General features: G+C 67.6%; 26 protein-coding genes. 8 read left to right on the top strand and 18 right to left on the bottom strand.

Annotated features, from left to right (window positions below; all coding sequences use genetic code 11):
* Positions 1-162: 162 nt before the first annotated feature.
* On the top strand, positions 163-669 hold the full coding sequence (locus V6D91_RS11340) for an Hsp20/alpha crystallin family protein (RefSeq protein WP_347320590.1): 507 nt from the start codon (positions 163-165) through the stop codon (positions 667-669).
* Positions 670-784: 115 nt separating this feature from the next.
* Here V6D91_RS11340 and V6D91_RS11335 read toward each other — a convergent pair whose 3' ends face one another.
* The 3 genes from V6D91_RS11335 to V6D91_RS11325 form a co-directional block, all read right to left on the bottom strand.
* On the bottom strand, positions 785-1,387 hold the full coding sequence (locus tag V6D91_RS11335) for a YecA family protein (protein WP_347320588.1): 603 nt from the start codon (positions 1,385-1,387) through the stop codon (positions 785-787).
* A 76-nt stretch (positions 1,388-1,463) separates the two neighbouring features.
* The gene (metH, locus tag V6D91_RS11330) at positions 1,464-5,306 is read right to left on the bottom strand and encodes a methionine synthase (RefSeq protein ID WP_347320586.1); all 3,843 of its coding nucleotides are present in this window, start codon (positions 5,304-5,306) and stop codon (positions 1,464-1,466) included.
* 267 nt (positions 5,307-5,573) lie between these two features.
* On the bottom strand, positions 5,574-6,509 hold the full coding sequence (locus V6D91_RS11325; protein ID WP_347320584.1) for a zinc ABC transporter substrate-binding protein: 936 nt from the start codon (positions 6,507-6,509) through the stop codon (positions 5,574-5,576).
* 79 nt (positions 6,510-6,588) lie between these two features.
* On the opposite strand from V6D91_RS11325, the gene V6D91_RS11320 reads away from it, so the two are divergent.
* Both V6D91_RS11320 and V6D91_RS11315 read left to right on the top strand, forming a co-directional pair.
* A complete protein-coding gene (locus V6D91_RS11320) occupies positions 6,589-7,377 on the top strand; it encodes an ATP-binding cassette domain-containing protein (protein WP_347320582.1) in 789 nt (262 codons plus the stop codon).
* Positions 7,373-8,170, top strand: a complete 798-nt coding sequence (locus V6D91_RS11315) for a metal ABC transporter permease (protein ID WP_347320604.1) — start codon at positions 7,373-7,375, stop codon at positions 8,168-8,170. The genes V6D91_RS11320 and V6D91_RS11315 overlap by 5 nt, the downstream gene beginning before the upstream one ends.
* Positions 8,171-8,188: 18 nt before the next feature.
* Here V6D91_RS11315 and V6D91_RS11310 read toward each other — a convergent pair whose 3' ends face one another.
* From V6D91_RS11310 to V6D91_RS11275, 8 genes are all read right to left on the bottom strand, one after another.
* Positions 8,189-8,530: a P-II family nitrogen regulator gene (locus tag V6D91_RS11310; RefSeq protein WP_347320579.1), complete on the bottom strand. Its 342-nt coding sequence runs from the start codon at positions 8,528-8,530 to the stop codon at positions 8,189-8,191.
* 2 nt (positions 8,531-8,532) lie between these two features.
* A complete protein-coding gene (locus tag V6D91_RS11305; protein WP_347320577.1) occupies positions 8,533-11,634 on the bottom strand; it encodes a CusA/CzcA family heavy metal efflux RND transporter in 3,102 nt (1,033 codons plus the stop codon).
* A gap of 3 nt (positions 11,635-11,637) precedes the next feature.
* Positions 11,638-12,792 carry an efflux RND transporter periplasmic adaptor subunit gene (locus V6D91_RS11300; protein ID WP_347320575.1) on the bottom strand — a complete coding sequence of 385 codons (1,155 nt, stop codon included), beginning with the start codon at positions 12,790-12,792 and terminating at the stop codon, positions 11,638-11,640.
* Positions 12,789-14,096, bottom strand: a complete 1,308-nt coding sequence (locus V6D91_RS11295; RefSeq protein WP_347320573.1) for a TolC family protein — start codon at positions 14,094-14,096, stop codon at positions 12,789-12,791. Before V6D91_RS11295 ends, V6D91_RS11300 begins: the two co-directional genes overlap by 4 nt.
* Positions 14,097-14,235: 139 nt before the next feature.
* Positions 14,236-14,541, bottom strand: a complete 306-nt coding sequence (locus tag V6D91_RS11290; protein WP_347320571.1) for a hypothetical protein — start codon at positions 14,539-14,541, stop codon at positions 14,236-14,238.
* A 49-nt stretch (positions 14,542-14,590) separates the two neighbouring features.
* On the bottom strand, positions 14,591-15,040 hold the full coding sequence (locus tag V6D91_RS11285) for a YcgN family cysteine cluster protein (RefSeq protein WP_347320569.1): 450 nt from the start codon (positions 15,038-15,040) through the stop codon (positions 14,591-14,593).
* Positions 15,037-15,792, bottom strand: a complete 756-nt coding sequence (locus V6D91_RS11280; protein ID WP_347320567.1) for a lysophospholipid acyltransferase family protein — start codon at positions 15,790-15,792, stop codon at positions 15,037-15,039. The genes V6D91_RS11285 and V6D91_RS11280 overlap by 4 nt, the downstream gene beginning before the upstream one ends.
* Positions 15,758-16,543: a GNAT family N-acyltransferase gene (locus V6D91_RS11275; RefSeq protein WP_347320565.1), complete on the bottom strand. Its 786-nt coding sequence runs from the start codon at positions 16,541-16,543 to the stop codon at positions 15,758-15,760. Before V6D91_RS11275 ends, V6D91_RS11280 begins: the two co-directional genes overlap by 35 nt.
* Before the next feature lie 166 nt (positions 16,544-16,709).
* On the opposite strand from V6D91_RS11275, the gene V6D91_RS11270 reads away from it, so the two are divergent.
* Genes V6D91_RS11270 through V6D91_RS11250 form a run of 5 tightly spaced genes read left to right on the top strand, consistent with a single transcriptional unit; the run spans position 16,710 to position 20,502 of the window.
* Positions 16,710-17,924 carry a class I SAM-dependent rRNA methyltransferase gene (locus V6D91_RS11270; RefSeq protein WP_347320564.1) on the top strand — a complete coding sequence of 405 codons (1,215 nt, stop codon included), beginning with the start codon at positions 16,710-16,712 and terminating at the stop codon, positions 17,922-17,924.
* Between the two features lie 14 nt (positions 17,925-17,938).
* Positions 17,939-18,721, top strand: a complete 783-nt coding sequence (lgt, locus tag V6D91_RS11265) for a prolipoprotein diacylglyceryl transferase (RefSeq protein ID WP_347320562.1) — start codon at positions 17,939-17,941, stop codon at positions 18,719-18,721.
* Complete coding sequence (locus V6D91_RS11260) at positions 18,718-19,512, top strand: thymidylate synthase (RefSeq protein ID WP_347320560.1); 795 nt, start codon at positions 18,718-18,720, stop codon at positions 19,510-19,512. The genes lgt and V6D91_RS11260 overlap by 4 nt, the downstream gene beginning before the upstream one ends.
* Before the next feature lie 15 nt (positions 19,513-19,527).
* Positions 19,528-19,956, top strand: coding sequence for a phosphate-starvation-inducible PsiE family protein (locus V6D91_RS11255; protein WP_347320558.1), 429 nt, complete (start codon positions 19,528-19,530; stop codon positions 19,954-19,956).
* Positions 19,957-19,959: 3 nt separating this feature from the next.
* Entirely contained in the window at positions 19,960-20,502 is a 543-nt protein-coding gene (locus tag V6D91_RS11250; protein ID WP_347320556.1) for a dihydrofolate reductase, read from the top strand.
* Between the two features lie 79 nt (positions 20,503-20,581).
* On the opposite strand, the gene V6D91_RS11245 is transcribed toward V6D91_RS11250, so the two are convergent.
* Genes V6D91_RS11245 through V6D91_RS11215 form a run of 7 tightly spaced genes read right to left on the bottom strand, consistent with a single transcriptional unit; the run spans position 20,582 to position 26,380 of the window.
* The gene (locus V6D91_RS11245; protein ID WP_347320554.1) at positions 20,582-21,409 is read right to left on the bottom strand and encodes a symmetrical bis(5'-nucleosyl)-tetraphosphatase; all 828 of its coding nucleotides are present in this window, start codon (positions 21,407-21,409) and stop codon (positions 20,582-20,584) included.
* A gap of 4 nt (positions 21,410-21,413) precedes the next feature.
* Positions 21,414-22,046: a methyltransferase domain-containing protein gene (locus tag V6D91_RS11240; protein WP_347320552.1), complete on the bottom strand. Its 633-nt coding sequence runs from the start codon at positions 22,044-22,046 to the stop codon at positions 21,414-21,416.
* Positions 22,046-22,432, bottom strand: a complete 387-nt coding sequence (gene apaG, locus V6D91_RS11235) for a Co2+/Mg2+ efflux protein ApaG (RefSeq protein ID WP_347320602.1) — start codon at positions 22,430-22,432, stop codon at positions 22,046-22,048. The genes V6D91_RS11240 and apaG overlap by 1 nt, the downstream gene beginning before the upstream one ends.
* Positions 22,433-22,463: 31 nt before the next feature.
* Positions 22,464-23,198, bottom strand: a complete 735-nt coding sequence (pgl, locus tag V6D91_RS11230) for a 6-phosphogluconolactonase (RefSeq protein WP_347320550.1) — start codon at positions 23,196-23,198, stop codon at positions 22,464-22,466.
* 22 nt (positions 23,199-23,220) lie between these two features.
* Entirely contained in the window at positions 23,221-24,015 is a 795-nt protein-coding gene (rsmA, locus tag V6D91_RS11225; protein WP_347320548.1) for a 16S rRNA (adenine(1518)-N(6)/adenine(1519)-N(6))-dimethyltransferase RsmA, read from the bottom strand.
* Between the two features lie 5 nt (positions 24,016-24,020).
* Positions 24,021-25,076: a 4-hydroxythreonine-4-phosphate dehydrogenase PdxA gene (pdxA, locus tag V6D91_RS11220; protein ID WP_347320600.1), complete on the bottom strand. Its 1,056-nt coding sequence runs from the start codon at positions 25,074-25,076 to the stop codon at positions 24,021-24,023.
* Positions 25,010-26,380 carry a peptidylprolyl isomerase gene (locus V6D91_RS11215; RefSeq protein WP_347320546.1) on the bottom strand — a complete coding sequence of 457 codons (1,371 nt, stop codon included), beginning with the start codon at positions 26,378-26,380 and terminating at the stop codon, positions 25,010-25,012. Before V6D91_RS11215 ends, pdxA begins: the two co-directional genes overlap by 67 nt.
* Between the last annotated feature and the right edge of the window lie 3 nt (positions 26,381-26,383).

Genomic DNA, 26,383 nt, shown 5'->3' with positions numbered 1-26,383 from the left:
GGGAGAAATTGGAGTCTAGTCGATGCTTCGTCCAGTCTCAGGACATCCTGCGGGGGCGTGTGGCGGAACCCAAGTACCTTTGCTAAATAAAGATGGGGTTCCAAGTCGTTCCCCCGCATTGAGCATTCGTTCGATCATCCACTGCATGTTGAGGATGTGACCATGGCTAAAGAAGAGAAGCAGAAGGGCACGGAAGTCGCAGTGCGCAAGGAGCCTTCCGTCCGGGCCCTTACCCCGTTCGAAGAGATGGAACAGCTGTTCGAGTCCTTTTTCCCGCGTCGTGGCTGGATGCGTCCGCTGTGGGAGCGGCCGATGTGGGGCGAGATGATGGCCACCATGGAAGCGCGCTTCCCGAAGATGGACGTCGTCGACCGGGAGAGCGAGATCGTGGTGCGTGCGGAGATTCCCGGTCTGAGCAAGGATGAGATCGAGGTGTCCCTGATGGGCGAGGATCTCGTCATCAAGGGGGCCAGCCGGCATGAGAAGGTCGCGGACGAGAAGGGCCGTTACCACCGGCGCGAAATCAGCAGCCAGTCGTTCGAGCGCTGCATCACCCTGCCCGCCGCGGTGGACGCGGAGAAGGCGACCTCCAGCTTCAAGGACGGCGTGCTCGAACTGATCCTGCCCAAGCGGGAGAAGGTCAAGCAGCACAAGATCGCCATCGGCTGATCGAGAGGCGCTTCGCCCCGACAGGTTTCGTGGGCGAGGATGAGAAGGCCCGGCAGCGTTTGTCTGCCGGGCCTTTCTTTATCGGGACGTCCTTACGGTCCTGGTCGCCGGAGTCTCAGTGCAGGTTGCCGGGGGCGGCCGGCTTGCGGCGCTCGGCCCAGTAGTCGCGGATGTCCAGGGCTGAGCCGCTGATCATGTCGAGGAACTCCTCGTAGTCCTCGGGGGAGTTCTGGATTTCGGCGAACTCGGGCAGCTGGCGGCCACCGCCGGCGATCATCGCGATCGGGTCGAGCAACTCGCCGTCCTCGGAGTCGAGCAGCGGCTTCCATGCGTCCTCGCGCAGCATGACGCCCTGCATGAAGCCCCAGCACCAGCCATCCGGGGTCATCAGCTCGGAACCGTCGTCCTGGACCTCGATGTTGAACATCGGCGCAAGCTCGTCCTGCTGGATGCCTTCGACGATGCGGGCGTTGAGGGCGAGGATCAGCCCCAGTACGCGCTCGACCTCGGCGGGGCTGTCGAAGACCGGGCCTTCGCCCTGCCAGACCACCGGCAGCCATTCACTCGGCGGCACGACCTCGGGGCCAACCGCTAGGGCGGTGAGGAAGCCGTCCAGCTCGGACAGGCTCATGCTCTCCTCGGGAACCTGTTCGGAGAGCAGGAAGTTCTCGAGTTCCTCGAGTTCGGCGTCGGTGATGGGGGCGGGGGTGTAGTTCATGCTGAGATCCACGGGGAGGGAGGGGGAGGGCGCGGCACGGGGAGGTCATGCCACGCCGTGGTATGGAGAATAGGGCTTAATCCGGATCGTAACCCAAAATCGGCGCGAGCCAGCGCTCGGCCTCGGCGAGACTCCAGTCCTTGCGGCGGGCGTAGTCCTCGACCTGGTCGCGGCCGATCTTGCCCACCCCGAAGTACTGCGCCTGCGGGTGGGCGAAGTACCAGCCGGAGACCGCGGCAGTGGGGTACATGGCATAGCTTTCGGTGAGTTTCAGACCAATGCGCGCGTCGGGTTGGAGCAGGCCCCACATCGTCCCCTTCTCGGTGTGGTCGGGGCAGGCCGGGTAGCCGGGGGCGGGGCGGATGCCGCGGTAGGCCTCCTTGATCAGCTCCTCGTTGCTGTAGTTCTCGTTCGGCGCATAGCCCCAGAATTCCTTGCGCACGCGCTCGTGCATGCGCTCGGCGAAGGCCTCGGCCAGGCGGTCGGCCAGGGCCTTGAGCAGGATGGCGTGGTAGTCGTCGTGCTGGGCCTCGAACTCGGCGAGTTTCGCGTCGATGCCGATCCCGGCGGTGACCGCAAAGCCGCCAAGATAATCCGGCACACCGCTCTCCTTGGGGGCGATGAAGTCAGACAGGCACAGGTTGGGCTTGCCCGCCTGGCGCTCCATCTGCTGGCGAATGTGGTGGAGCCTCGTGAGCACCTGGCTGCGGGTGTCGTCCGTGTACAGCTCGATGTCATCGAAGTCCACGCTGTTGGCCGGCCAGAAGCCGATCACGGCGGCGGCCTTGAGCCATTTCTCGCGCACGATCCGCTCCAGCATCGCCTGGGCGTCGGCGTAGAGCTTGCGCGCCTCGATGCCGACAATTTCGTCGTCGAGGATGGCCGGGAAGCGGCCGGCCAGCTCCCAGGCCTGGAAGAAGGGTGTCCAGTCGATGCGCTCCACCAGGTCTTCGAGCGGGTAGTCCTCGAACACCCGGGTGCCAAGGAAGCTCGGTTTGGGCGGCAGGTAGCCCGGGGTGGGCGGGGTGCAGCAGCCGGCTTGGCAGGTGGCCGCCCCCCTCTCCCCAACCCCTCCCCCGCCAGGGGGGAGGGGCTTGTCCTCCCCTCGCCCTTGAGGGGAGAGGGGGTGAGGGTGGGAGGCGGCGAAGCCAAACGCCAGCTTGAGCCGGTTCTGCCGCGCGGCCTCCAGGCTCACCCGCTTGCCCTCACGCCGGTTGGCCGCGCGTTGCTCGGCCAGCAGGCGGTATTCCTCGCGGATCTCGGCGGCGTACTGCTCGCGGTTGGCGCCCAAGAGGTTGGAGGCCACCCCCACCGCGCGCGAGGCATCCACCACGTAGACCACCGGATGGTCACAGACCGGGGCGATCTTGACCGCGGTGTGGATCTTGGAGGTGGTGGCCCCGCCGATCATCAGCGGGGTCTTGATGCCGAGGCGCTGCATCTCCTTCGCCACGTGCACCATCTCATCGAGTGAGGGGGTGATCAGGCCGGAGAGGCCGATGAGGTCGCAGTTCTCCTTCACCGCCGTGTCGAGGATGGTCTGTGCCGGCACCATGACCCCGAGGTCGATGACCTCGAAGCCGTTGCACTGCAGTACCACCCCGACGATGTTCTTGCCGATGTCGTGCACATCGCCCTTGACCGTGGCCATCAGCACCTTGCCGGCGGAGGTGGTCTGGCAGGTGCCCTTCTCGGCCTCCATGTAGGGCATGAGGTAGGCGACCGCCTTCTTCATCACCCGCGCGGATTTGACCACCTGCGGCAGGAACATCTTGCCGGCGCCGAACAGGTCGCCCACCACGTTCATGCCGTCCATCAGCGGGCCTTCGATCACGTGCAGCGGGCGCTCGAAGGCCTGGCGGGCCTCCTCGACATCCTGCTCGACAAAGGCGTCGATGCCCTTGACCAGGGCGTGTTCCAGGCGCTTGGCCACCGGCCAGCTGCGCCATTCCAGGTCCTCCTTGACCTCCGCGCCGGCACCGTGACCGCGGTACTTTTCGGCGATCTCCAGCATCCGTTCGGTGGCATCCGGGCGGCGGTCGAGCACCACGTCCTCGACCCGCTCGCGCAGCTCGGCGGGCAGCTCATCGACAATCGCAAGCTGGCCGGCGTTGACGATGCCCATGGTCATCCCGGCCTTGATGGCGTGGTAGAGGAAGACCGCGTGGATCGCCTCGCGCACCGGCTCATTGCCGCGGAAGCTGAAGGAGACGTTGGACACCCCACCGGAGACCATGGCGTGCGGCAGGTTTTGTTTGATCCAGGCGGTGGCCTCGATGAAGTCCACCGCGTAGTGGTTGTGCTCCTCGATGCCGGTGGCGATGGCAAAGATGTTGGGGTCGAAGATGATGTCCTCGGCCGGGAAGCCGACCTCATCCACCAGCACGCGGTAGGAGCGCGCGCAGATCTCGATCTTGCGCTGGTAGGTGTCCGCCTGGCCGACCTCGTCGAAGGCCATCACCACCACCGCCGCGCCATAGCGGCGCAACAGGCGGGCCTGCTCGATGAACTTCGCCTCGCCCTCCTTGAGCGAGATGGAGTTGACGATGCCCTTGCCCTGGATGCACTTGAGCCCCGCCTCCAGGATCTCCCATTTGGAGGAGTCGATCATGATCGGGACGCGGGCGATGTCCGGCTCGGCGGCGATCAGGTTCAAAAAGCGCACCATGGCCTCCTGGCCGTCGATCATCCCCTCGTCCATGTTGATGTCGATGATCTGCGCCCCGGCCTCCACCTGCTGGCGCGCCACCTCCAGTGCGGTGGTGTAGTCGCCCTCCTTGATCAGGCGGCGGAAGCGCGCCGAGCCGGTGACGTTGGTGCGCTCGCCGACGTTGACGAATAGCGACTCGGCGGTGATGTTGAACGGCTCCAGACCCGACAGGCGGCAGGCGGGTTCGGGCTTGGGCGGCACGCGCGGCGGCTTGCCGGCCACCGCCTGGGCGATGGCGCGGATGTGCTCCGGGGTGGTGCCGCAGCAGCCGCCGACGATATTGAGGAAGCCTGAATCCGCCCATTCGGCAATCTGCGCGGCCATCGGATCGGCGTCGAGGTCGTACTCGCCCATCTCGTTCGGCAGGCCGGCGTTGGGGTGGGCGGAGACGTAGAACTCGGAGACCCGCGCCATCTCCTCCACGTACTGGCGCAATAGGTCCGGGCCGAGGGCGCAGTTGAGGCCCATGGACAGCGGCTTTGCATGGCGCAGGCTGTTGTAGAACGCCTCGGTGGTCTGCCCGGAGAGGGTGCGGCCAGAGGCGTCGGTGATGGTGCCGGAGATCATCACCGGAAGTCGCAGGCCATCCTCGTCGAACACCTTCTCCACTGCGAACACCGCCGCCTTGGCGTTGAGGGTGTCGAAGATGGTCTCGATCAGGATGATGTCCGCGCCGCCCTCGATCAGGCCGCGGGTGGACTCGGTGTACGCTTCCACCAGCTGGTCGAAGCTGACGTTGCGAAAGCCCGGGTCATTGACGTCCGGCGAGATGCTGGCGGTGCGGTTGGTGGGGCCGAGCACGCCGGCGACGAAGCGGGGGCGGTCGGGCGTCTTGGCGGTCATCGCATCCGCCGCCTCACGCGCCAGGCGGGCCGCCGCGACGTTGATCTCGTAGGACAACTCCTCCATGGCGTAGTCCGCCATGGCAATGCGGGTGGCATTGAAGCTGTTGGTCTCGAGGATGTCCGCCCCGGCCTCGAGGTAGGCTTGGTGGATCTCGCGGATGATCGCAGGCTGGGTCAGCACCAGCAGGTCGTTGTTGCCCTTCAGGTCATGGCCCCAATCCTTGAAGCGATCCCCGCGGTAGGCTGCCTCGTCGAGCTTGTAGCGCTGGATCATGGTGCCCATGGCGCCGTCGAGGATGACGATGCGCTCGCGCAAAGCGGCGTGGAGCGCGGCGAGGCGCTGGTCGCGGGTGAGAGGGGACATGCCGGAAACCTGCCAGGATCGGTGGAGGGTCAAAACAGGTGGGCGATTGTAACAGGTCGGGCCCGGTGTGCCTTGGGGTTGGCGAGGGGAAAGTGCTGGGGGTGAGTGAGCGGGATAGGGCGTTGCCCCCTCTCCCTAACCCTCCCCCCGAGGTGGGGAGGGAACGTGCTATGTTCGGGCTGAGTGCTGCCGGAGGGGGCACGCCTTTCTCCCCTCCCCCTTGAGGGGGGAGGGGCCGGGGGAGAGGGTGAAACGCATATTGCCCGGTTAACGCGCCGCTGCCAGACAGGCCGTCAGGTTGTCGGCCAGCTGGCGCAGCAGTTGCTCGTAGCCTTCAAGCCCCGGCGGGAGCTGGGCGCCCAGGGGGTCGAGTACGCCGGTGCGGGCCGGGGTGCCCTCGATCAGGGTCTGCACCAGCTTGGGTTCGAACTGCGGCTCGCTGAACACGCATACCGCGCCGAGCTGTTTGATCTTCTCCCGCATGGCCTGCACCCGGCCGGCGGAGGCCATGGCCTCGGGGCTCACCAGGATGGAGCCAGCGGCACGCAGGCCGTAGGCGTGTTCGAAATACTGGTAGGCGTCGTGGAAGACGATAAAGGGCTTGTCGGCCACCGGCTCAAGCTTGCGCTCCAGTTCATCGTTGAGGGCGGCAAGGCGGCGGATGGCCTTCTCGGCATTGGCGGCATACTGAGGGGCGTGCTCGGGGTCGGCGGCGGACAGGGTGGCGCTGGCGGCGCGCACGATCATGCTGGCATTGGCCGGGGCGAGCCAGAGATGGCCATCGAAGCTGCCGCCGTGGTGGTGCTCGTCGTGCTCGTCACGCTTGGGGGCGGGGTGCTTTCTTTCCCAGTCGCCGCCGGTGCGGGCGGGGAGAAGCTCGATGTCCGGCAGGGTCGAGAGGGTGATGATGCGGGCGCTGGGGCGCAGGGTCTTGCTGGCCTTGGCCAGCGCGGTCTCGACCTCCGGACCGATCCAGAACAGCACGTCCGCCTTGTCCAGCGCCAGCCGTTCGGAAGGCTTGAGGGCGTAGGTATGGGGCGAGCTGCCGGGGGGAATAAGACGGATGGGTTCGCCGACGCCCTCCATCACCGCGCGCACCAGGTCGTCGATGGGTTTGATGCTGGTGGCGACCTGTGGGGCAGCCGCGAGCGGTGCACTGATGGCCAGGGCGAGGATGGGCAGTAGATGGCGGATGAATCGCATGGGGACACCTGTGTGTGCAACAATGACGTTACTTTATAACGCCACATCATAGCGCCAAAACGTGGCGATGGAGGCATGCATGGCGGATACCTCTTCTCTGATCCAGGCGGAAGGCGTGACTGTCGAGCGTGACGGAACACGCTTGCTCGACGGGGTTGGGCTTTCGGTCGCCCCGCGCCAGATCGTCACCCTGGTGGGGCCCAATGGGGCGGGCAAGACCACGCTGGTGCGTGTGCTGCTTGGGCTGATGAAGGCCGATGCGGGGCGGATCGAACGCCGCGAGGGGCTGGTGGTGGGCTACGTGCCGCAGCGCTTTCAGCCGCCCCCCTCCTTGCCGATGGACGTGGATGCCTTCCTGCGCCTGGCGGGGGCGAGCAGCGCCGGGCATCGGAGCGAGGTGCTTGACGGGTTGGGCGCGGGATACCTGCGGCAGCGGCAGCTGCGCGCGCTGTCCGGCGGCGAGATGCAGCGCATCCTGCTGGCGCGCGCCCTGCTGCGCCGACCGGACCTGTTGGTGCTGGATGAGCCCGCGCAGGGGCTGGACGTGCACGGCCAGCAGGAGCTGTATGCCCTGATTGCCCGCCTGCGGGATGAAACGGGCTGCGGTGTGTTGATGATCTCGCACGACCTGCACCTGGTCATGGCGGCGACCGACGAGGTGGTGTGTCTGGAGCGCCATGTCTGCTGCGTTGGCACGCCCGAGTCGATCAGCCGCCATCCCGAGTACCTGCGCCTGTTCGGCCCGGACTGGGAGGGGTTTGCGCTCTACCAGCATCGGCACGACCACCACCACGACCTCCACGGCAACGTGATTCCACACGGACAGCGGCATGGCCCGGAGTGTGGCAAGGAGTGCAGGCATGATTGAGTTCCCGGTTCCCGATTTCCTCGGCTATGCCCTGCTCGGTGGCGTGGGTGTGGCGCTGCTGGCCGGGCCGCTCGGCTGCTTCGTGGTCTGGCGGCGGATGGCCTATTTCGGCGAAACCCTGGCCCATTCGGCCTTCCTTGGGGTCGGCCTCGGCCTGCTCCTTCATCTTGAACCGATGATTGGCGTAGCGGCGGTGGGGGCGGTGATCGCCATCGTCCTGGCGCGCCGGCATCCGGCGGAGGGGCTGGCGGAGGACACCCTCCTCGGCCTGTTGGCTCATGCCAGCCTCGCCCTCGGTCTCGTCGTGCTGGCCTTCATGGAGGAGGTGCGGGTCGACCTGTTCGCCTACCTGTTCGGCGACATCCTCGCCCTGCGCCCGCAGGAGCTGCTGTGGATCGCTGTGGCCGACCTGCTGGGCCTCGCGCTGCTGGCCTGGCTGTGGCAGGGGCTGCTCAGCCTGACGGTGCACGAGGAGCTGGCCGCGGTGGAGGGGCGGCGGGTGATGGTCCTGCGCCTGGCCTTCATGCTGGTGCTGGCGGTGTTCGTTGCGCTGGCGATGAAGCTGGTCGGCATCCTTCTGACCGTGTCCATGCTGATCATTCCCGCCGCCGCTGCGCGGCGGCTGGCGCGCACGCCGGTGCAGATGGCCCTGGGGGCGGCCGGGATCGGCGCGCTGGCGGTTGCCCTGGGGCTCATGGCCTCCCTGCACTACGACACCCCTGCCGGGCCGTCCATCGTGGTGGCCGCAGCGGGGGTGTTCCTGGCCTTGCGCCTTATGCCGGCGCGGGGGTGAGGCGGCCCGTGATCGGGCTTAATGCGGGATATCCACCACCTCGATCTTCTCGGTGAGCTTGATCATGCGCTCGACCGAGGTCACCCACACCACCCCATCCCCGCGGTTGCCGGTATGCCCCACCTCCACCAGCACCTGGAGGATGCCCTCCACCAGCTCGTTGGGGCAGAGGATCTCGATCCGCACCTTGGGGGAGTATTCCGCCAGCTCGTCCTTGATGCTGCGCACCTCCCGCCGCTCGTTGGCCCCGGCGCCCTCAACGCGGGTGACGGTCATGCCGGGAAAGTCCTTGATGTGGCGGAAGGCCGCGCGGATCTTGGGCAGCCGGTGCGGCTGGACGATGGCTTTGATCTCTTTCATGCTCAGGCCTCCACGCGGCGCTCTTCAAAGAAACGATACAGGGTGGGTAGCACCACCAGGGTCAGCAGGGTGGAAGTGATCAACCCGCCGATCACGACGATCGCGAGCGGCTTTTGCACCTCCGAGCCAGGCCCTGAGGCAAACAGGAAGGGGATAAGTCCCAGCATGGCCACGGTCGCAGTCATCATCACTGGCCGGAAGCGCTGCTGGCAGGCCTGACGCAGGGCGTCCTTCTGCGCCAGGCCCTCGTCGCGCAGGCTGCGCACATAGGAGATCAGCACCACGCCATTGAGCACGGCAATCCCCCACAGGGCAATGAAGCCCACCGAGGCCGGTACCGAGAGGTACTCGCCGGTGATCAAGAGGGCAATGACCCCGCCGATGGAGGCGAAGGGCAAGACCAACATGATCAGGGTGGCCATGCGCACCGAGTTGAAGAGCATGAACAACAGGAAGAAGATCGCCGCCACGGTCGCGGGGATGATGATCATCAGATGCTTCATCGCCCGGTCCATGTTCTGGAACTGCCCGCCCCATTCGAGGTAATAGCCCTCCGGCAGGCTGATCTTGGCCGCCGTGGCGGCCTGCAGCTCGGCGACGAAGCCGCCGAGATCGCGCCCCTGCACGTTGACCCCGACCACGATCCGCCGCTTGGCATTCTCCCGGCTGATCTGCGCCGGTCCGTCCAGGACCTCGATGCGCGCCACATCCTCCAGCGGCACCCGCTCCCCGCCCGGGGCGATCAGCTGCAGACGGCGGATGCCGGCGATGTTGTCGCGGTACATCTCCGGGTAGCGCAGCAGCACGCCAAAGCGACGCTCGCCCTCGTACAGCTCGGTGGCAATCCGCCCGCCGATGGCGGTCTCGATCATGTCATTGACCTCGGCCACGTTCAGCCCGTGGCGGGCCAGGGCCTGGCGGTCGATGTCGATGTTCAGGTACTGCTGACCGGTGATGCGCTCGACGCGGATGTCGCGCGCGCCGGGGATGGTGCCGGCGAGGCGGGCGATCTCCTCGGCCTTGGCCTTGAGCAGCTCCAGATCATCGCCAAACACCTTGACCGCCACGTCCGAGCGCACCCCGGTGACCATCTCATCCACCCGGTCGGAGATCGGCTGGGCCATGACGATCTGCGCCCCGGGCAGCACCGCGAGCTTCTCGCGGATCGCCTCGGCGATGTCGTCCTGGGTCCAGCCTTCCGGCCATTGGTCACGCGGCAGCAGCGAGACGATCGGGGTGGACTCGTTCTGCCCCTGCGGGTCGGCCGGGCTCTCGCCGCGGCCCAGGCCCGAGATGGCCGATTTGACCCCCGGCACCTCGCTCACCCGCTTCATCGCCTCCATTTCCATCTTGATCGACTCGTCCAGGCTGATATTGGGCACGCGGATGATGTTCGGCACCAGCGACCCTTCCTTCATCTCGGGGATGAACGAGGTGCCGAGCATGCCAAACAGCCCGAGGGTGAGGGCCAAAAGCCCGGCCGCCGCGCCAATCACCGTGCGCTCATGCCCCAGGGCCCAGTCGAGCAGGGCCAGATACGGGCGCTTGAGCAGGGCAATGAGGCGCGTGTCGTGCTCCTTGCCGCCCTTGAGGATGTAGGAGGCGAGCACCGGGGTGAGGGTGAGGGCCAGCACCAGCGCCACCGCCAGGGCAATGGCGATGGTGTAGGCGAGCGGGGCGAACATCTTGCCCTCCATGCCCTGCAGGGTCATCAGGGGGAGGAAGACGAGGATGATGATCCCCACTCCGAACACCACCGGCGTGCTGACCTCGCGTGCGGCGCCGAGGATGACCCGCAGGCGGCTCTCGCCGCGGTTCTCCGGGCGGCCAAGGTGGGCATAGGCGTTCTCCACCATCACCACCGCGCCATCCACCATCAGGCCAATGGCAATCGCCAGACCCCCAAGCGACATCAGGTTGGCCGACAGCCCCACCTCGTTCATCACCATGAAGGTGACCAGCGGGGTGAGGATGAGGGTGGCGACCACGATCAGCGAGGAGCGCCAGTCGCCGAGGAAGACCACCAGCACGATGATGACGAATACCACCGCCTCCAGCAGCACCTTGACCACGGTGAACAGGGCGGCGTCCACCAGTTCGCTGCGATCATAGTAGGGAACGATCTTCAGCCCGCCCGGCAGCATGCCGCGCGCGTTGATCTCCGCCACGCGCTGCTGGATGCGGCTGACCACCTCCTTGGCATTGCCGCCGCGGATCATCATGACGATGCCACCGACGGCCTCGGTGTCGCCATTCTTGATCACCGCCCCGTGGCGCACCATGTGACCGATGCGCACGCTCGCCACATCGCGGATGTACACCGGGATGCCGTTGACCTCCTTGAGCACGATCATCTCGATGTCGCGCGCATCGCGCAGAAGGCCGACCCCACGCACCAGGTACTGCTCCGGCCCCTGCGGCAGGATGCCGCCCCCGGCGTTGGCATTGTTGCGCTGCAGGGCCTCCATCACATCCTGCAGGGTCAGCCCGTAGTGGCGCAGCAGCGAGGGCTGGGTCAGCACCTCGTACTGCTTGACGTAGCCGCCCTGGGAGTTGATCTCCGCCACCCCGGGGATGCCGCGCAGCAGGGGGCGGACCACCCAGTCCTGCACGATGCGCCGCTCCATCAGCTCCTGCTCGCTGAGGGCGCGCTGGCCGTCACTGGGATGCTCCAGGGTGTACTGGTACACCTCGCCAAGACCCGTGGAGACCGGCCCCAAGACGGGGGTGATGCCGGCTGGCAGGCGCTCGCCGACCTCCAACAGCCGCTCCATCACCAACTGGCGGGCGAAATAGACATCCGTGTCGTCGGTGAACACCAGGGTGATCAGCGACAGCCCGTTCTTGTTGAGCGAGCGCAGCTCGGTCAGCCCCGGCAGGCCGGTCATGGCAATCTCCAGCGGTACGGTGACCAGCCGCTCCACCTCATCCGGCGAGCGGCCGGGGGCCTCGGTGGCGATCTGCACTTGCACGTTGGTCACATCGGGGAAGGCATCCACCGACAGCTTCTGCACCGCGAACAGGCCGAAGGCCAACAGCACCAGGGCCAGCGCGGCGATGACGATGCGCTGCTCGAGCGCAAAGCGGATCAGACCATTGACCATGGCTTACTCCAGCTCCTGGCGGCGACGCTCGTTGTTGAGGTGGAAGGCCCCGTCGGTGACGATGCGCACCCCGGCCTCCAGTCCGCCGAGCACCGGGCGCCGGCCCTCCCGCTCGGGGCCTAGGGTGACCGGGGTGAGGCGGAAACTGCCATCCGTCTGTTCGACGAACACGTAGTCAAGGTTGTTCTCACGCACCACGGCGCGCGCGTCGATGACAGGCACGCGCTGTGCGCGGCCATGGATCTCCATGATCGCCAGCATGTCGGGCTTGAGGCGGCCATCGGCGTTGTCCACGTCCGAGCGCACGGAGATGGTGCGGGTCTCGGGATTGACCGTGGCGCTGATGTGGATTAGCTCGCCCACCCGCGGGGCATCCTCGTCCAGGGCCGGGAAGCGCAGTCGTACCTGCTGGCCCACGCCCAGGTCAGAGGCGGCCTGCTCCGGCACCTCCGCCACCACCCACACATGCGAAAGATCGGCGATGACGAAGGCATCGTCGGTGGCCTGCAACACCTGCCCTGGGGCGATGCTGCGGGAGATCACCGTCCCCGCAAGGCCCGCGGTCAAGGGGGCGCTGGAGTTGATCTTGCGGCTCTTGGCCAGTTGTTCGATGGCCTGCGGCGTCATGCCGAGCACCCGCAGCTGGTCGGCCAGGGCGCTGACCTCGAAGCTCACCTCGTCGTAATCGGTCTCGCGCCGCTGCAATTCAGCCTCGCTGATCGCGCCGATGTTCACCAGCGCGCGGGCGCGCTGCACCTCGCGTGCCTTGAGCTGACGGTTGGAGAGGGCCTTGAGGTAGGCCAGCTGGGCCTCGGCCAGCTCGGTGCTGTTGAGGATGGCGAGCACATCCCCGCGCTCGACCTTGTCGCCAGGCTGCACCAGGATGCTGCTGACCCGGCCGCTGACCGCCGAGCCGATGCGCGCCATGCGCCGCTCATCCAGCCGCACCGAACCCGGCACGCGCTCGATTTCACGCCACTCGCCGATCTCCACCGTAGCCAGGGTCAGGCGCTCGCGCAGACTGGCCGCTGGGGTGATGCGGTAGGGGTCCTGGGGGGCCGAGGCGGTGGGGGTGGCCGGGGGCGGCGGGGCGTCCTGGCAACCGGCGAGGATCAGGCTCAGGGTCAATACCAGCAGGGAGGACGGAAAGGCTTTCATTCGGCAGTCTCGGCAAGCAGGGGGCGGGTGGTCAGGCGTTCGAGCTCGACCAGGGCGGCATAGGTATCAAACAGGGCATGGACGCCATCCACGCGCACGGCGCGCAGGGTGCGGCGGGCATCGAGCACGTCCAGGATGACGCGCTCACCGGCGCGGAAGGCCTCCTCGGCCACCGTCAGGGCAGCCTTGGCCTCGGTCAGAAGGCCCCCTTCCAGGGCCTGCCACTGGGTCCGCGCCCGACGGTACTGGTAGAAGGCCTGCTCCAGGGCGCGTTCGAGTTGCAACAGCTCCAACCGCCCTTCCGCCAGGCTGCGGTCCAGGCGGGCCTCGGCCGCGGCCACCACCCCTTGCCGTTGATCGAACAGCGGCACGGGCAGCGCTAGGCCGATCAGCCAGGCATCACTGTCCGGGGCGCGTTCGAACTGGGCCTTCAGGGTGGGCGGCGGGAGGCGATCAGCACGCGCCTCCTCCACCCCCGCGCGGGCCGCGGCTACGCGTGCACGCGCCTGGGCGTACCGCGGATTGCCCTGCACCATGGCCTGATGCAGCTCGGCGAGCTCCAGCTTTTCCGGCGGCAGGCTTTTCAGCGGGCTGAGCGCACTACTCGCACGCCCGGTGAGATGGGCCAAGAGGGCCTGGCTGGCGCGCAGCTGGTCCTTCGCCGCCTCCACCTGGCGGGCGGCGGTCAGGGCCTCGGCCTCCGCCTTCACCGCCTCGTAGCGGGGGGACTCCCCCACCTGCACCTTGGCCTTGATCCGGTCGCGCACCCCGAGGATGTGCTGGTAATCCTCCTCCGCCAGGCGCAGCAGGTTCTGTGCGCGCAGAACCTCCAGGTAGGCGAGCTTGACCTGATGAGCAAGCTCCAGGCGGATGCGCTCGTAGTCCATCTTCGCCACCTCCACCTCCTGGCGGCCCGCCTCGAACCGCGCGGCACGGGCGGCGGGCCAGACCAAAGGTTGGGTCAGGCCGAGGTTGTGGCGCGCCCCCTCGGGCACGTCGTCGCGGCGGCCCTGCAACCGGCCGGTCAGCAGCTCCAGCTCGGGGTTAGGCAGTCGCTGGGTTTGCTCCAAGCGGGCCGTGGCCTCGTCCAGGGCGGCACGTGCCGCATCCAGGTCGGGGTAGCGGTCAAGGGTCAGGTTGATGGCACCAATGAGACTCAAGGTATTCAGCGCGGCGAGCGACGGTGGCTCAGTGAGGCCTGCGGGCTGGGCCAGAGCAGGGCTGGCAGACAGGGAGAGCAGCAGCAAGGTCGGGGCCAGTCGCGCTGCCGTCGGCAGGGCGCGGCCCGGGGAACGGAGGGTCATGTGTCCACCTGGTCGTCGTGGTCTTTATCTGGACTCGAGCGGATCAGACACGCTGTTGGCCGCCAGAGCACGGGGCAACATCAGGGTGCGGGACACCTGCGAGCGCGGCGTGCAGGCCGAGCTCCTGGAAGCACCCGGATCAGACCCGTCGGGGGGGAGGGGTGTCCAGGGCGATGGTGGTGGGCTGGAAGGGAGGGGCGAGAAGGGGCGAGGGGGGGCTGCACAGGCGGTCAGCCGCCGCCGCGAGGCCCAGGGGGAAAGGGTCATGATCCGGAGCATCGGGCAGCTCGATGCTGCCCAGCCCGGAGATGGTCTGCACCGAGTCCACCGTTTCCTCGACCAGCTCGACCTGACTCGTCAGGGTCGAGAGCAAGGCCACGCACAGCGCCAGCCACAGGGCGAGCAGGCGACGTGAGGTCTTGATGGGGGATGGGGGTGTGCGCATGACCATGGATTGTCCATGGCCGCAGCGTGGCAGGCAAGACCAACCGGAATCACTCGGTGGGCATCGGCCAATCCACGATGTGATCCTCCAGGGCATCGAGGGGGATGTCCCGTGCGGATAGGCAGCGGCCGGCCACCGAATGGCCGGTCTTGCGGGTGGAGTCCGGGTCGCCGCTGAGCAGCGGATGCCAGGCGGGCAGGGGACGGCCTTCGGCGAGGCAACGGTAGGCACAGGTGGACGGCAGCCAGTGGAAGCGCGCCACGTCCTGTGGGCGCAGCACGGTGCAGCCTGGCACGCGCCGCTGGCGGTTGGGGTAGTCCGTACAGCGCGCGCTGGCACAGTCCAACAGTTCACAGGCCACGTTGGTGGTGTACACCGTGCCGTCGTCCTCGTCCTCCAGCTTGTGCAGGCAGCACAGGCCGCAGCCGTCGCACAGGCTCTCCCACTCCTGCGGGCTCATCTCATCCAGTGTCTTGGTCGCCCACCACCGCGTGCTCATGTCCCCGCCTCGGCATGGTGGGCGAAGCCCAGCGCCTCGGCCACGCGGGTGTGGGCGAGAGAGGCGAGCTGGCTGCGCGAGTGGTCGGCGGGGTGGATGGGGGGCAGGAAATGCACCTCAACACGGATGCCGTCTTCGGCCACCACGCGGCGCAGGGTGTCCGTGACACTGTCGTTGCCGGTGTAGGCGGCACGGGGGTTGGGCTGCCCCTCGGCATCGAGGTAGCGGATGGCGACCGGCTGGATGGGGGAGCCTGCTTCCACCGCGGCCTGCAACAGGCGGGGATGGAAGCGTTTGAGGTGCAGGCCGTTGGTGGTGGTGGCCTCGGGGAAGAGCATCACCCCCTGCCCTTGGCGCAGGGCCCCGGCGATCTGCTGCGTGGCGTCCTGCTGGCCGTTGCCGCGCTGGATGAACAGGGTGCCGGCGCGGCGCGCGAGAAAGCCGATGAGCGGCCAGCCACCCACCTCGGCTTTCGACAGGAAGCGGGATCGATCGATCTGGCTCGCGAGCACCGGGATGTCCAGCCAGGAGACATGGTTGCTGGCATACAGCGCACCGGGCAGCGGCTGGCCATGGACCACCACGTCAAGGCCCAGGGCTCGGCACACCGCCGCATGCCAGGCGCGGATGACGCGGGCGTTGCGCGGGGCGAAGGGATCGCGGATGAAGAGGATGCGCAGGACGCCCCACACAAGCTGCAGGGCGACCCTGAGGGTCTTAAGCCACCTCGCGGGCGGCCGGGCGGGCTTCATGCTGGATGGGGGCCTGACGGAGGACGAAGTGGCGATGATAGCGTGCCTGCAGGCGATCGACATCGAGCAGGATGAAGATGTCGGCGCAGCCGAATTCGGGGTCCCAGCAGGGCTCGCCGCAGATCTGCGCGCCCAGGCGCATGTAGGCCTTGAGCAGCGGCGGCATGCGCACCTTGCCATCGGCCTGCACGGCGGCGTCGATCCTCGGCAGCGGCAGGCGGGGGACCACGCGCTGGTCTTCGGGGCTCAGGTGCTTTTCGCGCAGCTCGTCCAAGATCTGGCGTGCTGCGAGGCCCCCGTCATGCATCGGGATGCTGGCGCAGCCGAACAGGTGGCCGATGTGGTGGATCTCCATGAAGCGGGCCAGCCCCTGCCACAGCATGCCGATGGTGGCGCCGTTGCGATGTTCGGGGTGCACGCAGGTGCGGCCGATCTCCATCACCCGGCCGGGCAGGTGGTGGATCATGTCCATGTCGAATTCGTTGGCGGAGTAGAAACCGCCGGCGGCCCGGGCCTGGGTGTCGGTGAGGATGCGGGTGCTGGCGACCACGGTGTCGCTGTCTTGATCGATCACCAGCAGGTGATGGCAGAAGGGGTCATAGCGGTCGAATTCCAGGCCGTTTTCGACCTGGGCCTTGCAGCCCATTTCCTCAACGAAGACCTGATGGCGCAGACGCTGGCTGCGCTGAATGTCATCCGCATGCGCGGCGAGTTGGACCTTCAGGCGGGACTCATGGGCGTTCGTGGTCATGGCGCGGACCTCCGGATACAACTTGACAGGGCATGCTAGGCATCCCGCGTTGCACTTCCGTGGCAGACGGATGAAGGCCCGATGAAGGCGGTGGCCGGGGCATGGCGGGCCATCGCCCCGGGACGCATGCACGGGGTATGATGCAAAGTCGTAAGGAGCGACATGCATGACCTCACTGAACGCCGATGTCCCCAACCTGGCCCTGCTGCGGTTGAAGAAAAACGAGGACCGCCGCCTGCGTGCCGGTCATCCCTGGATCTACAGCAACGAGGTCGACACCCAGGCGACCCCGCTGACCGGCTTCGCCCCGGGTCAGCAGGTGGTGGTGGTGGCCAACAACGGCAAGGCGATGGGGCTGGCCTACGTCAATCCGCACTCCCTGATCGCCGCGCGCATGTTTGGCCGCGGCGAGCATCTGCTCGACCGTTCGCTGATCGTGCACCGGCTGAAGATCGCCCTGTCCCTGCGCGAGCGCCTGTTCCCGACGCCGCACTACCGCCTGGTGCACGGCGAGGCCGACGGCCTGCCGGGCCTCGTGGTCGACCGCTACGGCGACGTGCTGGTGGCGCAGGTCACGACGGCTGGCATGGAGGCGGTGCGCGAGGCCATCATCGAGGCGCTGGTCAAGGTGCTGCGGCCCACCGGCATCCTGCTGCGCAACGACACCCCCAGCCGCGAGCTTGAGGGGCTGGAGAAGGGCATCGAGCTGGCCTACGGCGAGGTGCCGGAGGAGGTCGATCTGATCGAGAACGGCGCGACCTTCCGCGTGCGCCCGTGGGATGGGCAGAAGACCGGCTGGTTTTTCGATCAGGCCGACAACCGCGTGCGCCTTGCGCGCTACGTCAAGGGCGCGCGCGTGCTGGACCTCTTTTCCTACATGGGCGGCTGGGGCGTGCAGGCCCTGCGCCACGGCGCGAGCGAGGCGGTGTGCGTGGATGCCTCTGCACTCGCCCTCACGCAGGCGCGCGTCAATGCCGGGCTGAATGGGGTGGGCGAGGGGCTGCGCACACTCGAGGGCGACGTGTTCGAGGTCCTGCGCGGCCTGCGTGAGGAGCGCGAGCGCTTCGACGTGGTCGTGTGCGACCCGCCGGCCTTCATCAAGCGGCGCAAGGACGTCGAGGCGGGGCTCGCCGCCTACCGCCGGGTCAACCAGCTGGCCATGCAGGTGCTGGCGCGCGACGGCATCCTGATCTCCTGCTCCTGCTCGCACCACCTGCAGCGCGACAAGCTGCCGGAGCTGATGTGGGCCGCGGCGCGGCATGTCGATCGCTCCATGCAGATCCTCGAATTCGGTCGCCAAGGGGCCGACCATCCGGTGCACCCGGCCATTCCCGAGACGGACTACCTGAAGGCCGTCTACACCCGCATCCTTCCCGCCTGACCACCGACTCCGCCATGCTCGTCTACCCGCACATCGACCCCGTCGCCCTCCAGCTCGGCCCGCTCAAGATCCACTGGTATGGGTTGATGTACCTGGTCGGCTTTGCCCTGGCCTGGGGCCTGGGCCGCCTGCGTGCCGAGGCCAAGGGCTTTGGCAAGGAGGAGCCGGGGGACATGCTGTTCTACATCGCGCTCGGGGTGATCCTCGGCGGACGGATCGGCTATGTCCTGTTCTACAAGTTCCAGAGCTTCCTTGCCGACCCGCTGATGCTGCTGCGGGTGTGGGAGGGCGGGATGTCCTTCCACGGCGGCCTGCTGGGCGTGATCCTGGCGATGGCCTGGTATGCTCGCCGGACGGACCGCCATTTCTTCACCGTGGCTGATTTCGTCGCCCCATTGGTGCCGCCAGCCTTGCTGGCCGGAAGGCTGGGCAATTTCATCAATGGCGAGCTGTGGGGGCGGCCGACCGAGCTGCCCTGGGGCATGGTGTTCCCGCATGTGGACAGCCTGCCGCGCCACCCCTCCATGCTCTATGAGGGCTTCCTCGAGGGCATCGTGCTGTTCGCCCTGCTGTGGTGGTTCTCGGCCAGGCCCCGCCCGCGGATGGCCGTCTCCGGTCTCTTTTTGCTGCTCTACGGTTGCTTCCGCTTTGCCGTGGAGCAGGTCCGGGAGCCGGATGCCCATCTCGGCTTCATCTTCGGGGGCTGGCTGTCCATGGGCATGTTGTTATCCTTGCCGATGATCCTTGTCGGGGCATCCTTCCTCATCATGGCTTACCGCAAGCGGCAGCACGCATGAAGCAGTACCTTGAACTGATGCGCCACGTGCGCGATCACGGCATCGAGAAGCACGACCGCACTGGCACCGGCACGCGCAGCGTGTTCGGTTACCAGATGCGCTTCGACCTCTCCGCGGGGTTTCCGCTGGTCACCACCAAGAAGCTGCATCTCAAGTCCATCATTCACGAGCTGCTGTGGTTTCTGCGGGGGGACAGCAACATCGCCTACCTCAAGGAGCACGGCGTCAGCATCTGGGACGAGTGGGCAGACGAAGCCGGCGAGCTCGGGCCGGTGTACGGCGTGCAGTGGCGCAGCTGGCCCGCGCCGGACGGCCGTCACATCGACCAGATCAGCCAGGTCATCGAGCAGATCAAAACCAACCCGGACTCGCGCCGCCTGATCGTCTCCGCCTGGAATGTGGGGGAGATCGACAAGATGGCCCTGCCGCCCTGCCATGCCTTTTTCCAGTTCTATGTCGCGGACGGCCGGCTCTCCTGCCAGCTCTACCAGCGCAGCGCGGACATCTTCCTCGGCGTGCCGTTCAACATCGCGAGCTACGCCTTGCTGACCATGATGGTGGCGCAGGTGACCGGCCTTCAGCCCGGCGAGTTCATCTGGACCGGTGGCGACTGCCACCTCTACCTGAACCATCTGGAACAGGCCGACCTGCAGCTCTCGCGCGAGCCGCTCCCCCTCCCGCGCATGCGGCTGAATCCAGCGGTGAAGGACATCTTCGCCTTCCGCTTCGAGGACTTCAGCCTCGAGGATTACCAGTTCCATCCCCACATCAAGGCCCCGGTGGCCGTCTGACGGAGCATTGAAGCCATGGCTGAGTCCGGTACGCGTATCCACAACAGCAGGGTGGTCGACCGCGTCGGCAACTTCATCACCTCCTTCCTGCATAACCTGATGCTGTTTGCCATCGCCGTCGCCACCGTCTGGTCGGCCTTCGGCGAGTTCGGCCATATCTTCATGGGTGAAGCGGCGCCGACGCTGAAGGACATCCTGCTGCTGTTCATCTACCTCGAAGTGCTGGCCATGGTGGGGATCTACTTCCGCACCCACCGCCTGCCGGTGCGCTTCCTCGTCTACATCGCCATCACCGCGCTGACCCGCGTGCTCGTGGTGGACATGAAGGCGATGAGCATGGAGGAAATCCTCGTCTATTCGGGTAGCATCCTTATCCTGACTGCAGCGGTGCTGGCGCTGAAATTCGGCTCCGCCCGCTACCCGAGCCAACCTCCGATCGAATAAGCCATGCGTGTCACCATCATCGCCGCCATGGACAGCCAGCGCCTGATCGGCAAGGGCGACGGCCTGCCCTGGCGCCTGCCTGCCGACCTGCGGCACTTCAAGGCCATGACTCTGGGCAAGCCGGTCATCATGGGGCGTAAGACCTTCGAGTCGATCGGCCGCCCCCTGCCGGGCCGCACCACCATCGTGATCACCCGCGATACGAACTACCATCCTGAGGGCGTGATCGTGGCGCACACCATCAATGATGCACTGGAGGCCGCGCGCGAAGTGGCGGGCGATGCGGGGGAGGCCATGGTGGCGGGTGGGGCGAACGTCTACTTCCAATTCCTGCCGCGCGCAGACCGCATGATTCTGACCCTGGTGCACGGCAGCTTCGAGGGGGACACCTGGTTCCCGGCCTATGATCGGCGTGACTGGGGCGTGATCCACGAGGAGCAGCACCCCGCGGATGACGAGAACAGCGTGCCCTATAGCTTCATCACCCTGCAGCGCCGTTATCCCCACGAGCGCGGGACGGGCACCGTCAGCTTCGGGCGCTGGTAACCCCTGGAGTGGTCAGTGAGTGGCCGGTCGTCAGGGAGCAGCGATCAACGGTTTGTTTCTCTGATCACTGACCGCCGGCTCAGCCCGGCTTCTGGTAGCCCGTGCAGTCCTCATGGGCCAGCGGCAGGCCTTCCTCGTCCAGTCGCACCGCGGTCAGCCTCCCGCCCCACAGGCAGCCGGTGTCCAGGCCGATGGCCCCAGGCAGGCGGATGCGGCCGAGGGTCGACCAGTGGCCGAACACCACCGTCGCGCCGAGCGGCGCACGTGGGGCGGCATACCAAGGGATCAACCCGTCCGGCGCCTGTTCCGGCGCGCACTTGTACTTGAATTCCAGCCGCCCGTCCGGGGTGAGGTAGCGCATGCGGGTGAGGGCGTTGACCGTGTAGCGCAGGCGCTCCAGTCCATCCAGGCCGGCATCCCAGCGGTCGGGGTGATCGCCGTACATCTCGGCCAGGAAGTCCCGTACCTCATCGCCCGCGAGCACCGCCTCCACCTCCCGCGCACAGGCCGCGGCGGTGGGGATGTCCCAGTCCGGTGGGATGCCCGCATGCGCCAGGACCGCCCGCAGGTCCGGCTCGTGGTGCAGCAGGGGCTGGCGGCGCAGCCAGTCGATGAGTTCGTCCCGGTCGGGGGCGGCGAGGATGGGGGTGAGGGTATCCTTGCCCTTGGTCTTCTTGCCCGCCAGGGCCACGGCCAGCAGGTGCAGGTCGTGGTTGCCGAGGACGGTGAGTGCTGCCTCGCCCAGGTCGCGCACGAAGCGCAGCGCTTCGAGGGATTGCGGGCCGCGGTTGACCAGGTCGCCGACCAGCCACAGGCGGTCGCGGGCCGGGTCGAAGGCGAGCCGCTCCAGCAGCCGCCGCAGCGGATCCAGGCAACCCTGCAGGTCACCTACGGCATACACGGCCATGTCCTTACTCCTTGCGCAGGATGATGTGGCGGAACCAGCCGCCGAGGAAGGCCGGTTCGTCATGCACGAGGGTAAGGCCGGGACATTGCGCCAGGATGTCTTCGAACACCACGTCCGTGCGGGTGGCGAGGTGACGGGTGAGGACGTTCAGGGCGCGGCGGAAGGGTGCGCGCTGGCCGGGGCGGAGGAACTTGTCGAGGATCAGGATCTCACCGCCCGGCCTGAGCACCCGCGCGGCCTCGCACAGTGCGCGAGCTGGGTCCGGCACCACGGCCAGAATCAGGTGCATGACGATGCGGTCGAATTCGCCGTCGTCGAACGGCAGGCTCATGGCATTGCCGCTCATCAGCCGGATCGGGCAGCCGCAGCGCTGCGCCCGGCGCCGGGCGCGCTCAAGCATGGCCGGGGTGATGTCGATGCCGGTGTAAGTCCCATCATGAGGCAGGAAAGGCAGGTCCAATCCGCTGCCCACCCCGACCAAAAGCACCCGCTTGCCTCCCCAGTCACGCAAAAGTTCGATGCTGCGCTGGCGGACGCGGCGGGTGGCGCGACTGTCGATCAGGGCGTCGTAGATCGGTGCCCAGAAGGTGTAGGCGCGTCGCAGGGGGAGCGTCGAAGGGGATTGCTCGTCGGCCATCAGTGCAGCACCCGGGGGATGGAGAGGGTGAAGCGCGGGATGGGCACCAGGAACCGCTCGCCCTCGTCGGTGACGAACAGGTAGTCGCCCTGCATGGTGCCGACCGGGGTGTCCAGCACGGCGCCGCTGGAGTAGGTGTAGCTCTCTCCCGGTTCGAGGCGCGGCTGGGCGCCCACCACGCCGGGGCCGCGCACCTCCTCGATGCGTCCGTCGGCGTGGGTGATGAGCCAGTGCCTCTCGAGCAGCTGGGCGGGCACATCGCCCACATTGCGCAGGGTGATGGTGTAGGAGAACACGTAGCGATGCTGCGCCGGGTCGGAGTGTTGCTCGAGGAAGGCGGGTTCGGGCGAGACCTCGATCTTGGCGGGGGATTCGGTGGTGTTCATGGTGTTCTGGGCTGGAATGACGACGATCATTCTAAACGCCCGCGGCCGGCTTGGCAGGGTAGGCCGCCTGGTCGACATGCCATTCGAGCGATGCCTGACGCTGCAGGCGGGCGATGGGCAGCAGGGAGCCGGGCTCGTGCAGGGCCTCGGCCAGGGCGGCCCGCTTGTCCGCCCCCGTGACCATGACGATGCGTCGGCGGGCGGCGGCGATGACCCGGCGGCCGAGCGAGATGCGACGATGGCCGACTTGCTCCTCCCGCAGCGCTAGGGCGAAGGCCTCGCGGTCTTCGAGCGCCGTGGTGCCCGGGAACAGGGAGGCGAAATGGCCGTCCGCGCCCATGCCGAGCAGAATCAGGTCGAAGGTCGGGATCGGCGCATCGCCCAGACGCTCCCGCAGCAGGCTGGCGTAGTGCGCGGCGTCCTGCTCGGGGCGCATCGGATCGCTCACCATCGGAAAGAAGAGGGGGGGATGGGGCAGACGGTCGAGCAGGGCCTCGCGCACCATCCGCGCATTGCTGTCCGCATGGTCGGCGGGGACGCAGCGTTCATCGCCCAGGTACAACTCGGTCTGGCCCCAGGGGAGGCGGTCGCGCCATGCCGGGCTGGCCAGTAGTTCATAGAGGATGCGCGGGGTGCGCCCGCCCGAGAGGGCAACGGTAAAGCGGCCGTGCTCCGCGATGGCCTCCTCTGCGAGCGTGGCCCAGCGCCGGGCTACGGCGGCGGCGAGTGCTTCAGGGCCGGGGTGGACGTGCAGTTCAGCGTGCATGGTGCCTGTCCGCCCGCGCCGCTCAGCCCTGGACGGCGGCGCTGGCTACCCGGCTGAGCGCCGCGAATTCAGTGAGGCTCAGGGTTTCCGGTCGGCGTTGCGGGTCGATGCCCGCGCTGGCGAAGCCGGCCTCGTCGACGAAGCCCTTCAGGCCGTTGCGCAGGGTCTTGCGGCGCATGTTGAAGGCCTGGGCGACCATGCGGCTGAAGATGTCCGGATGGCCCACCTCCACCGGCGGCTCAAGGTGGGGGGTGAGGCGGACGATGCCCGACTCGACCTTGGGTGGCGGGTTGAACGCGCCACGCCCGACGTGGAAGAGGTATTCGACCTTGGCATGGTACTGGGCCATCACCGACAGGCGGCCGTAGTGCTCGCTGTTCGGCGCCGCAGCCAGACGTTCGCACACCTCGAGCTGGAGCATGAAGGTCATGTCCTGTACCACCGGCCCCTGGGCGAACAGGTGGAACAGCAGCGGGGTGGAGATGTTGTAGGGCAGGTTGCCGATGATCCTGAGCCGCTCGCCCGGTGGGGCAAGATCGGCGAAGCGGAACTGCAACGCATCGGCCTGGTGGATGATGAGCTCGCCCTTGCCTTGGCAGGCGGCGGTCAGGTGCGGGATGACATCGCGATCCAGCTCGACCACCTCCAGCCTCTGGCAGCGCTCCAGCACCGGCACGGTGAGGGCACCGAGGCCGGGACCGATCTCGACGATGCGCTGGCCAGGCCGGGGGTCGATGGCCTGGACGATGCGGGCAATCACGCCGCGATCGTGGAGGAAGTGCTGGCCGAAGCGCTTGCGGGGGATGTGCGTGGTCATGCGATCTATGAGGCGGCCGAGGCCGAAACCATGGTGTGGGCCATGAGCACGGCCTGGCGCAGGCTGTCGATACGCGCGCGGCCGGTGCCGGCCAGTTCCAGCGCGGTGCCGTGGTCGACCGAGGTGCGCAGCAAGGGCAGGCCGAGGGTGATGTTGACCGCCTCACCGAAGCCCGCGTACTTGAGCACCGGCAGCCCCTGGTCGTGGTACATGGCGAGCACGGCGTCCGCATGCTGCAGACGGTCGCGGGTGAACAGGGTATCGGCGGGCAGGGGGCCGATAAGCTGCATGCCTTCGCTACGCAGGCGCTCGAGCACCGGCGCGATGATGTCGATCTCCTCGCGTCCCAGGTGCCCGCCTTCGCCCGCGTGCGGGTTGAGGCCAGCGACCAGGATACGCGGGCGGGCGAGGCCGAAGCGGGCGCGCAGGTCATGATCGAGGATGCGGCAGACCTGCTCCAGCAGGGCGGGGGTGATGGCATCCGCGACTTCACGCAGGGGCAGATGGGTGGTCGCCAGGGCAACGCGCAGATGCCCCGTGGCCAGCATCATCACCGGGTGCCCGCCGGTAAGATCGGCGAGGAATTCGGTGTGGCCGGTGAAGGGGATGCCGGCCTCGTTGATCACCCCCTTGTGCACCGGCCCGGTGACCAGCCCGGCCATCTCGCCCGCCAGGCAGGCGCGGGTGGCGGCGCGCAGGGTGTCGAGCACGTATTCCGCATTGGCCGGATCCAGCCGCCCCGCCACGGCGGGGGTGCGCAGGGGGACTGTGGCGATGCTCAGCTCCCCTGCATTCGGCAGGCGGGGCGGACGATGGGGGTCATGGGGGAGGAGGGTCAGCGGCAGGCCGAGACGGGCGGCGCGCTCGCGCAGAAGCCCGGGGTCGGCGAAGGCCACCAGTTCGACCGGCAGGGGCTGCTGGACGAGCTGGATGGCAAGATCCGGCCCGATCCCGGCGGGCTCGCCAGGGGTGAGGGCCAATTTCAGCGTGGTGGTCACTTGCCGGCGCCGTTGCCGATGAGGATCTCGGTGTAGGCCTCGTCCTTCAGGCGGCGCTGCCAGCGCTCGAGTTCTTCTTCGGCCTTGCGCCGGCCGATGGCCTCGCGCGCCTGCTGGCGCAGGAACTCGGCATTGCCGCTGGCGTCGCGGCGCTCGAGCACCTGCACGATGTGCCAGCCGAAGGGAGAGCGGAACGGTTCGCTCACCTGGCCGGGCGCGGTGGCGTTCATGACCTGCTCGAAGGCCTCGACCATCATGCCAGGGCGAGCCCAGCCCAGATCGCCGCCGCGCTCGGCGGAGCCCTTGTCATCGGAGTAGGTGCGCGCCAGGGCGGCGAAGTCCTCGCCCTTGAGGATGCGCTCGCGCAGCTCGGCGAGGCGACGACGGGCCTCGTCGTCGGAGACGTTCTCGCGTGGCTGGATCAGGATATGGCGGGCGTGGGTCTCGGTCAGCGTCGCGGCCTGGCCCTGCGCACCGCGCACCTCCGCCAGCTGGATGATGTGGAAGCCGCTCGGGCTGCGTAAAAGTTCGGACAGCTGGCCGGCCTTGAGGCCCTGCGCGGCCTCGGCATAGACGGTGGGCAGGCGGTCGAGCGGGCGCCAGCCGAGGTCGCCGCCCTCCAGCGCGTCGCGCGCGTCGGAGAAGCGGGCGGCCACGCCGGCGAACTCGGCCCCGCCCTGCAGCTCCTTCAGCGCCGCCTCGGCCTTGGCCCGTGCCTTGGCAATCTCGGCCGGGCCCGCGTTTTCGGGCAGGGCGACGAGGATGTGGCGCACATGGAATTCGCGCGCCTCGCCGGACTTGACCTGCCTGCTGGCGAGGAAGTCGTCGATCTCCTTGTCGGAGATCTGCATGCGATCGAAGACCTCGCGCTTGTGCAGGCGGCCCAGGATGATCTCCTGGCGTACCTGCTCGCGGAATCCCGCCCAGTCGGTACCCTCCTTCGCCAGGGCGGCACGGAACTGCTCGATGCTCATGCCATTGTCATTGGCGATGCCGCGCACGGCGTTGTCCAGGCTCAGGTCGTCGACCGTGATGCCGGTCAGCTTGGCGTATTGCAGCTCGGCGCGCTGGATCATCATGCGCTCGAGCACCTGCGGCAGCAGCACCTCGGTGGGCGGCACAGCGCGGCCGCTGGCGCGCAGGCGGTTGGTGATGCGGGCCATCTCGGCTGCCAGCTCGCGTTCGGTGATCGCCTCGTTGTTGACGATGGCGACGACGCGATCAAGGGGGATCAGTTCACCCTGGTCCTGCGCCTTCGGCGCGGCGACGGCGGCTGTGGAAGACTGGGGGGCGGCGTGCAGCGGGCCGCCGAGGGCGAGCAGGATGCCGGCCAGGCAGAGGGGCCGTGCGATCGGGAAGCGGGGCATGAA

This window comes from Thiofaba sp. EF100, assembly GCF_039822285.1.
Classification (GTDB): domain Bacteria; phylum Pseudomonadota; class Gammaproteobacteria; order Halothiobacillales; family Halothiobacillaceae; genus Thiofaba.
Note: the sequence above shows the minus strand (reverse complement) of the source record. Positions and strands in the feature narration are given on the sequence as shown.

Coding starts and splice junctions, on each gene's coding strand:
- rsmA (WP_347320548.1), bottom strand. CDS start 24,015: ATGACCACGCACATCCCCCGCAAGCGCTTCGGCCAGCACTTCCTCCAC.
- V6D91_RS11245 (WP_347320554.1), bottom strand. CDS start 21,409: ATGGCCGTGTATGCCGTAGGTGACCTGCAGGGTTGCCTGGATCCGCTG.
- metH (WP_347320586.1), bottom strand. CDS start 5,306: ATGTCCCCTCTCACCCGCGACCAGCGCCTCGCCGCGCTCCACGCCGCT.
- V6D91_RS11335 (WP_347320588.1), bottom strand. CDS start 1,387: ATGAACTACACCCCCGCCCCCATCACCGACGCCGAACTCGAGGAACTC.
- V6D91_RS11255 (WP_347320558.1), top strand. CDS start 19,528: ATGGCTGAGTCCGGTACGCGTATCCACAACAGCAGGGTGGTCGACCGC.
- apaG (WP_347320602.1), bottom strand. CDS start 22,432: ATGAACACCACCGAATCCCCCGCCAAGATCGAGGTCTCGCCCGAACCC.
- V6D91_RS11280 (WP_347320567.1), bottom strand. CDS start 15,792: ATGAAGCCCGCCCGGCCGCCCGCGAGGTGGCTTAAGACCCTCAGGGTC.
- V6D91_RS11250 (WP_347320556.1), top strand. CDS start 19,960: ATGCGTGTCACCATCATCGCCGCCATGGACAGCCAGCGCCTGATCGGC.
- V6D91_RS11325 (WP_347320584.1), bottom strand. CDS start 6,509: ATGCGATTCATCCGCCATCTACTGCCCATCCTCGCCCTGGCCATCAGT.
- V6D91_RS11260 (WP_347320560.1), top strand. CDS start 18,718: ATGAAGCAGTACCTTGAACTGATGCGCCACGTGCGCGATCACGGCATC.
- V6D91_RS11310 (WP_347320579.1), bottom strand. CDS start 8,530: ATGAAAGAGATCAAAGCCATCGTCCAGCCGCACCGGCTGCCCAAGATC.
- pgl (WP_347320550.1), bottom strand. CDS start 23,198: ATGCACGCTGAACTGCACGTCCACCCCGGCCCTGAAGCACTCGCCGCC.
- V6D91_RS11305 (WP_347320577.1), bottom strand. CDS start 11,634: ATGGTCAATGGTCTGATCCGCTTTGCGCTCGAGCAGCGCATCGTCATC.
- lgt (WP_347320562.1), top strand. CDS start 17,939: ATGCTCGTCTACCCGCACATCGACCCCGTCGCCCTCCAGCTCGGCCCG.
- V6D91_RS11295 (WP_347320573.1), bottom strand. CDS start 14,096: ATGACCCTCCGTTCCCCGGGCCGCGCCCTGCCGACGGCAGCGCGACTG.
- V6D91_RS11300 (WP_347320575.1), bottom strand. CDS start 12,792: ATGAAAGCCTTTCCGTCCTCCCTGCTGGTATTGACCCTGAGCCTGATC.
- V6D91_RS11285 (WP_347320569.1), bottom strand. CDS start 15,040: ATGAGCACGCGGTGGTGGGCGACCAAGACACTGGATGAGATGAGCCCG.
- V6D91_RS11320 (WP_347320582.1), top strand. CDS start 6,589: ATGGCGGATACCTCTTCTCTGATCCAGGCGGAAGGCGTGACTGTCGAG.
- V6D91_RS11275 (WP_347320565.1), bottom strand. CDS start 16,543: ATGACCACGAACGCCCATGAGTCCCGCCTGAAGGTCCAACTCGCCGCG.
- V6D91_RS11340 (WP_347320590.1), top strand. CDS start 163: ATGGCTAAAGAAGAGAAGCAGAAGGGCACGGAAGTCGCAGTGCGCAAG.
- V6D91_RS11270 (WP_347320564.1), top strand. CDS start 16,710: ATGACCTCACTGAACGCCGATGTCCCCAACCTGGCCCTGCTGCGGTTG.
- V6D91_RS11290 (WP_347320571.1), bottom strand. CDS start 14,541: ATGCGCACACCCCCATCCCCCATCAAGACCTCACGTCGCCTGCTCGCC.
- V6D91_RS11240 (WP_347320552.1), bottom strand. CDS start 22,046: ATGGCCGACGAGCAATCCCCTTCGACGCTCCCCCTGCGACGCGCCTAC.
- V6D91_RS11215 (WP_347320546.1), bottom strand. CDS start 26,380: ATGCCCCGCTTCCCGATCGCACGGCCCCTCTGCCTGGCCGGCATCCTG.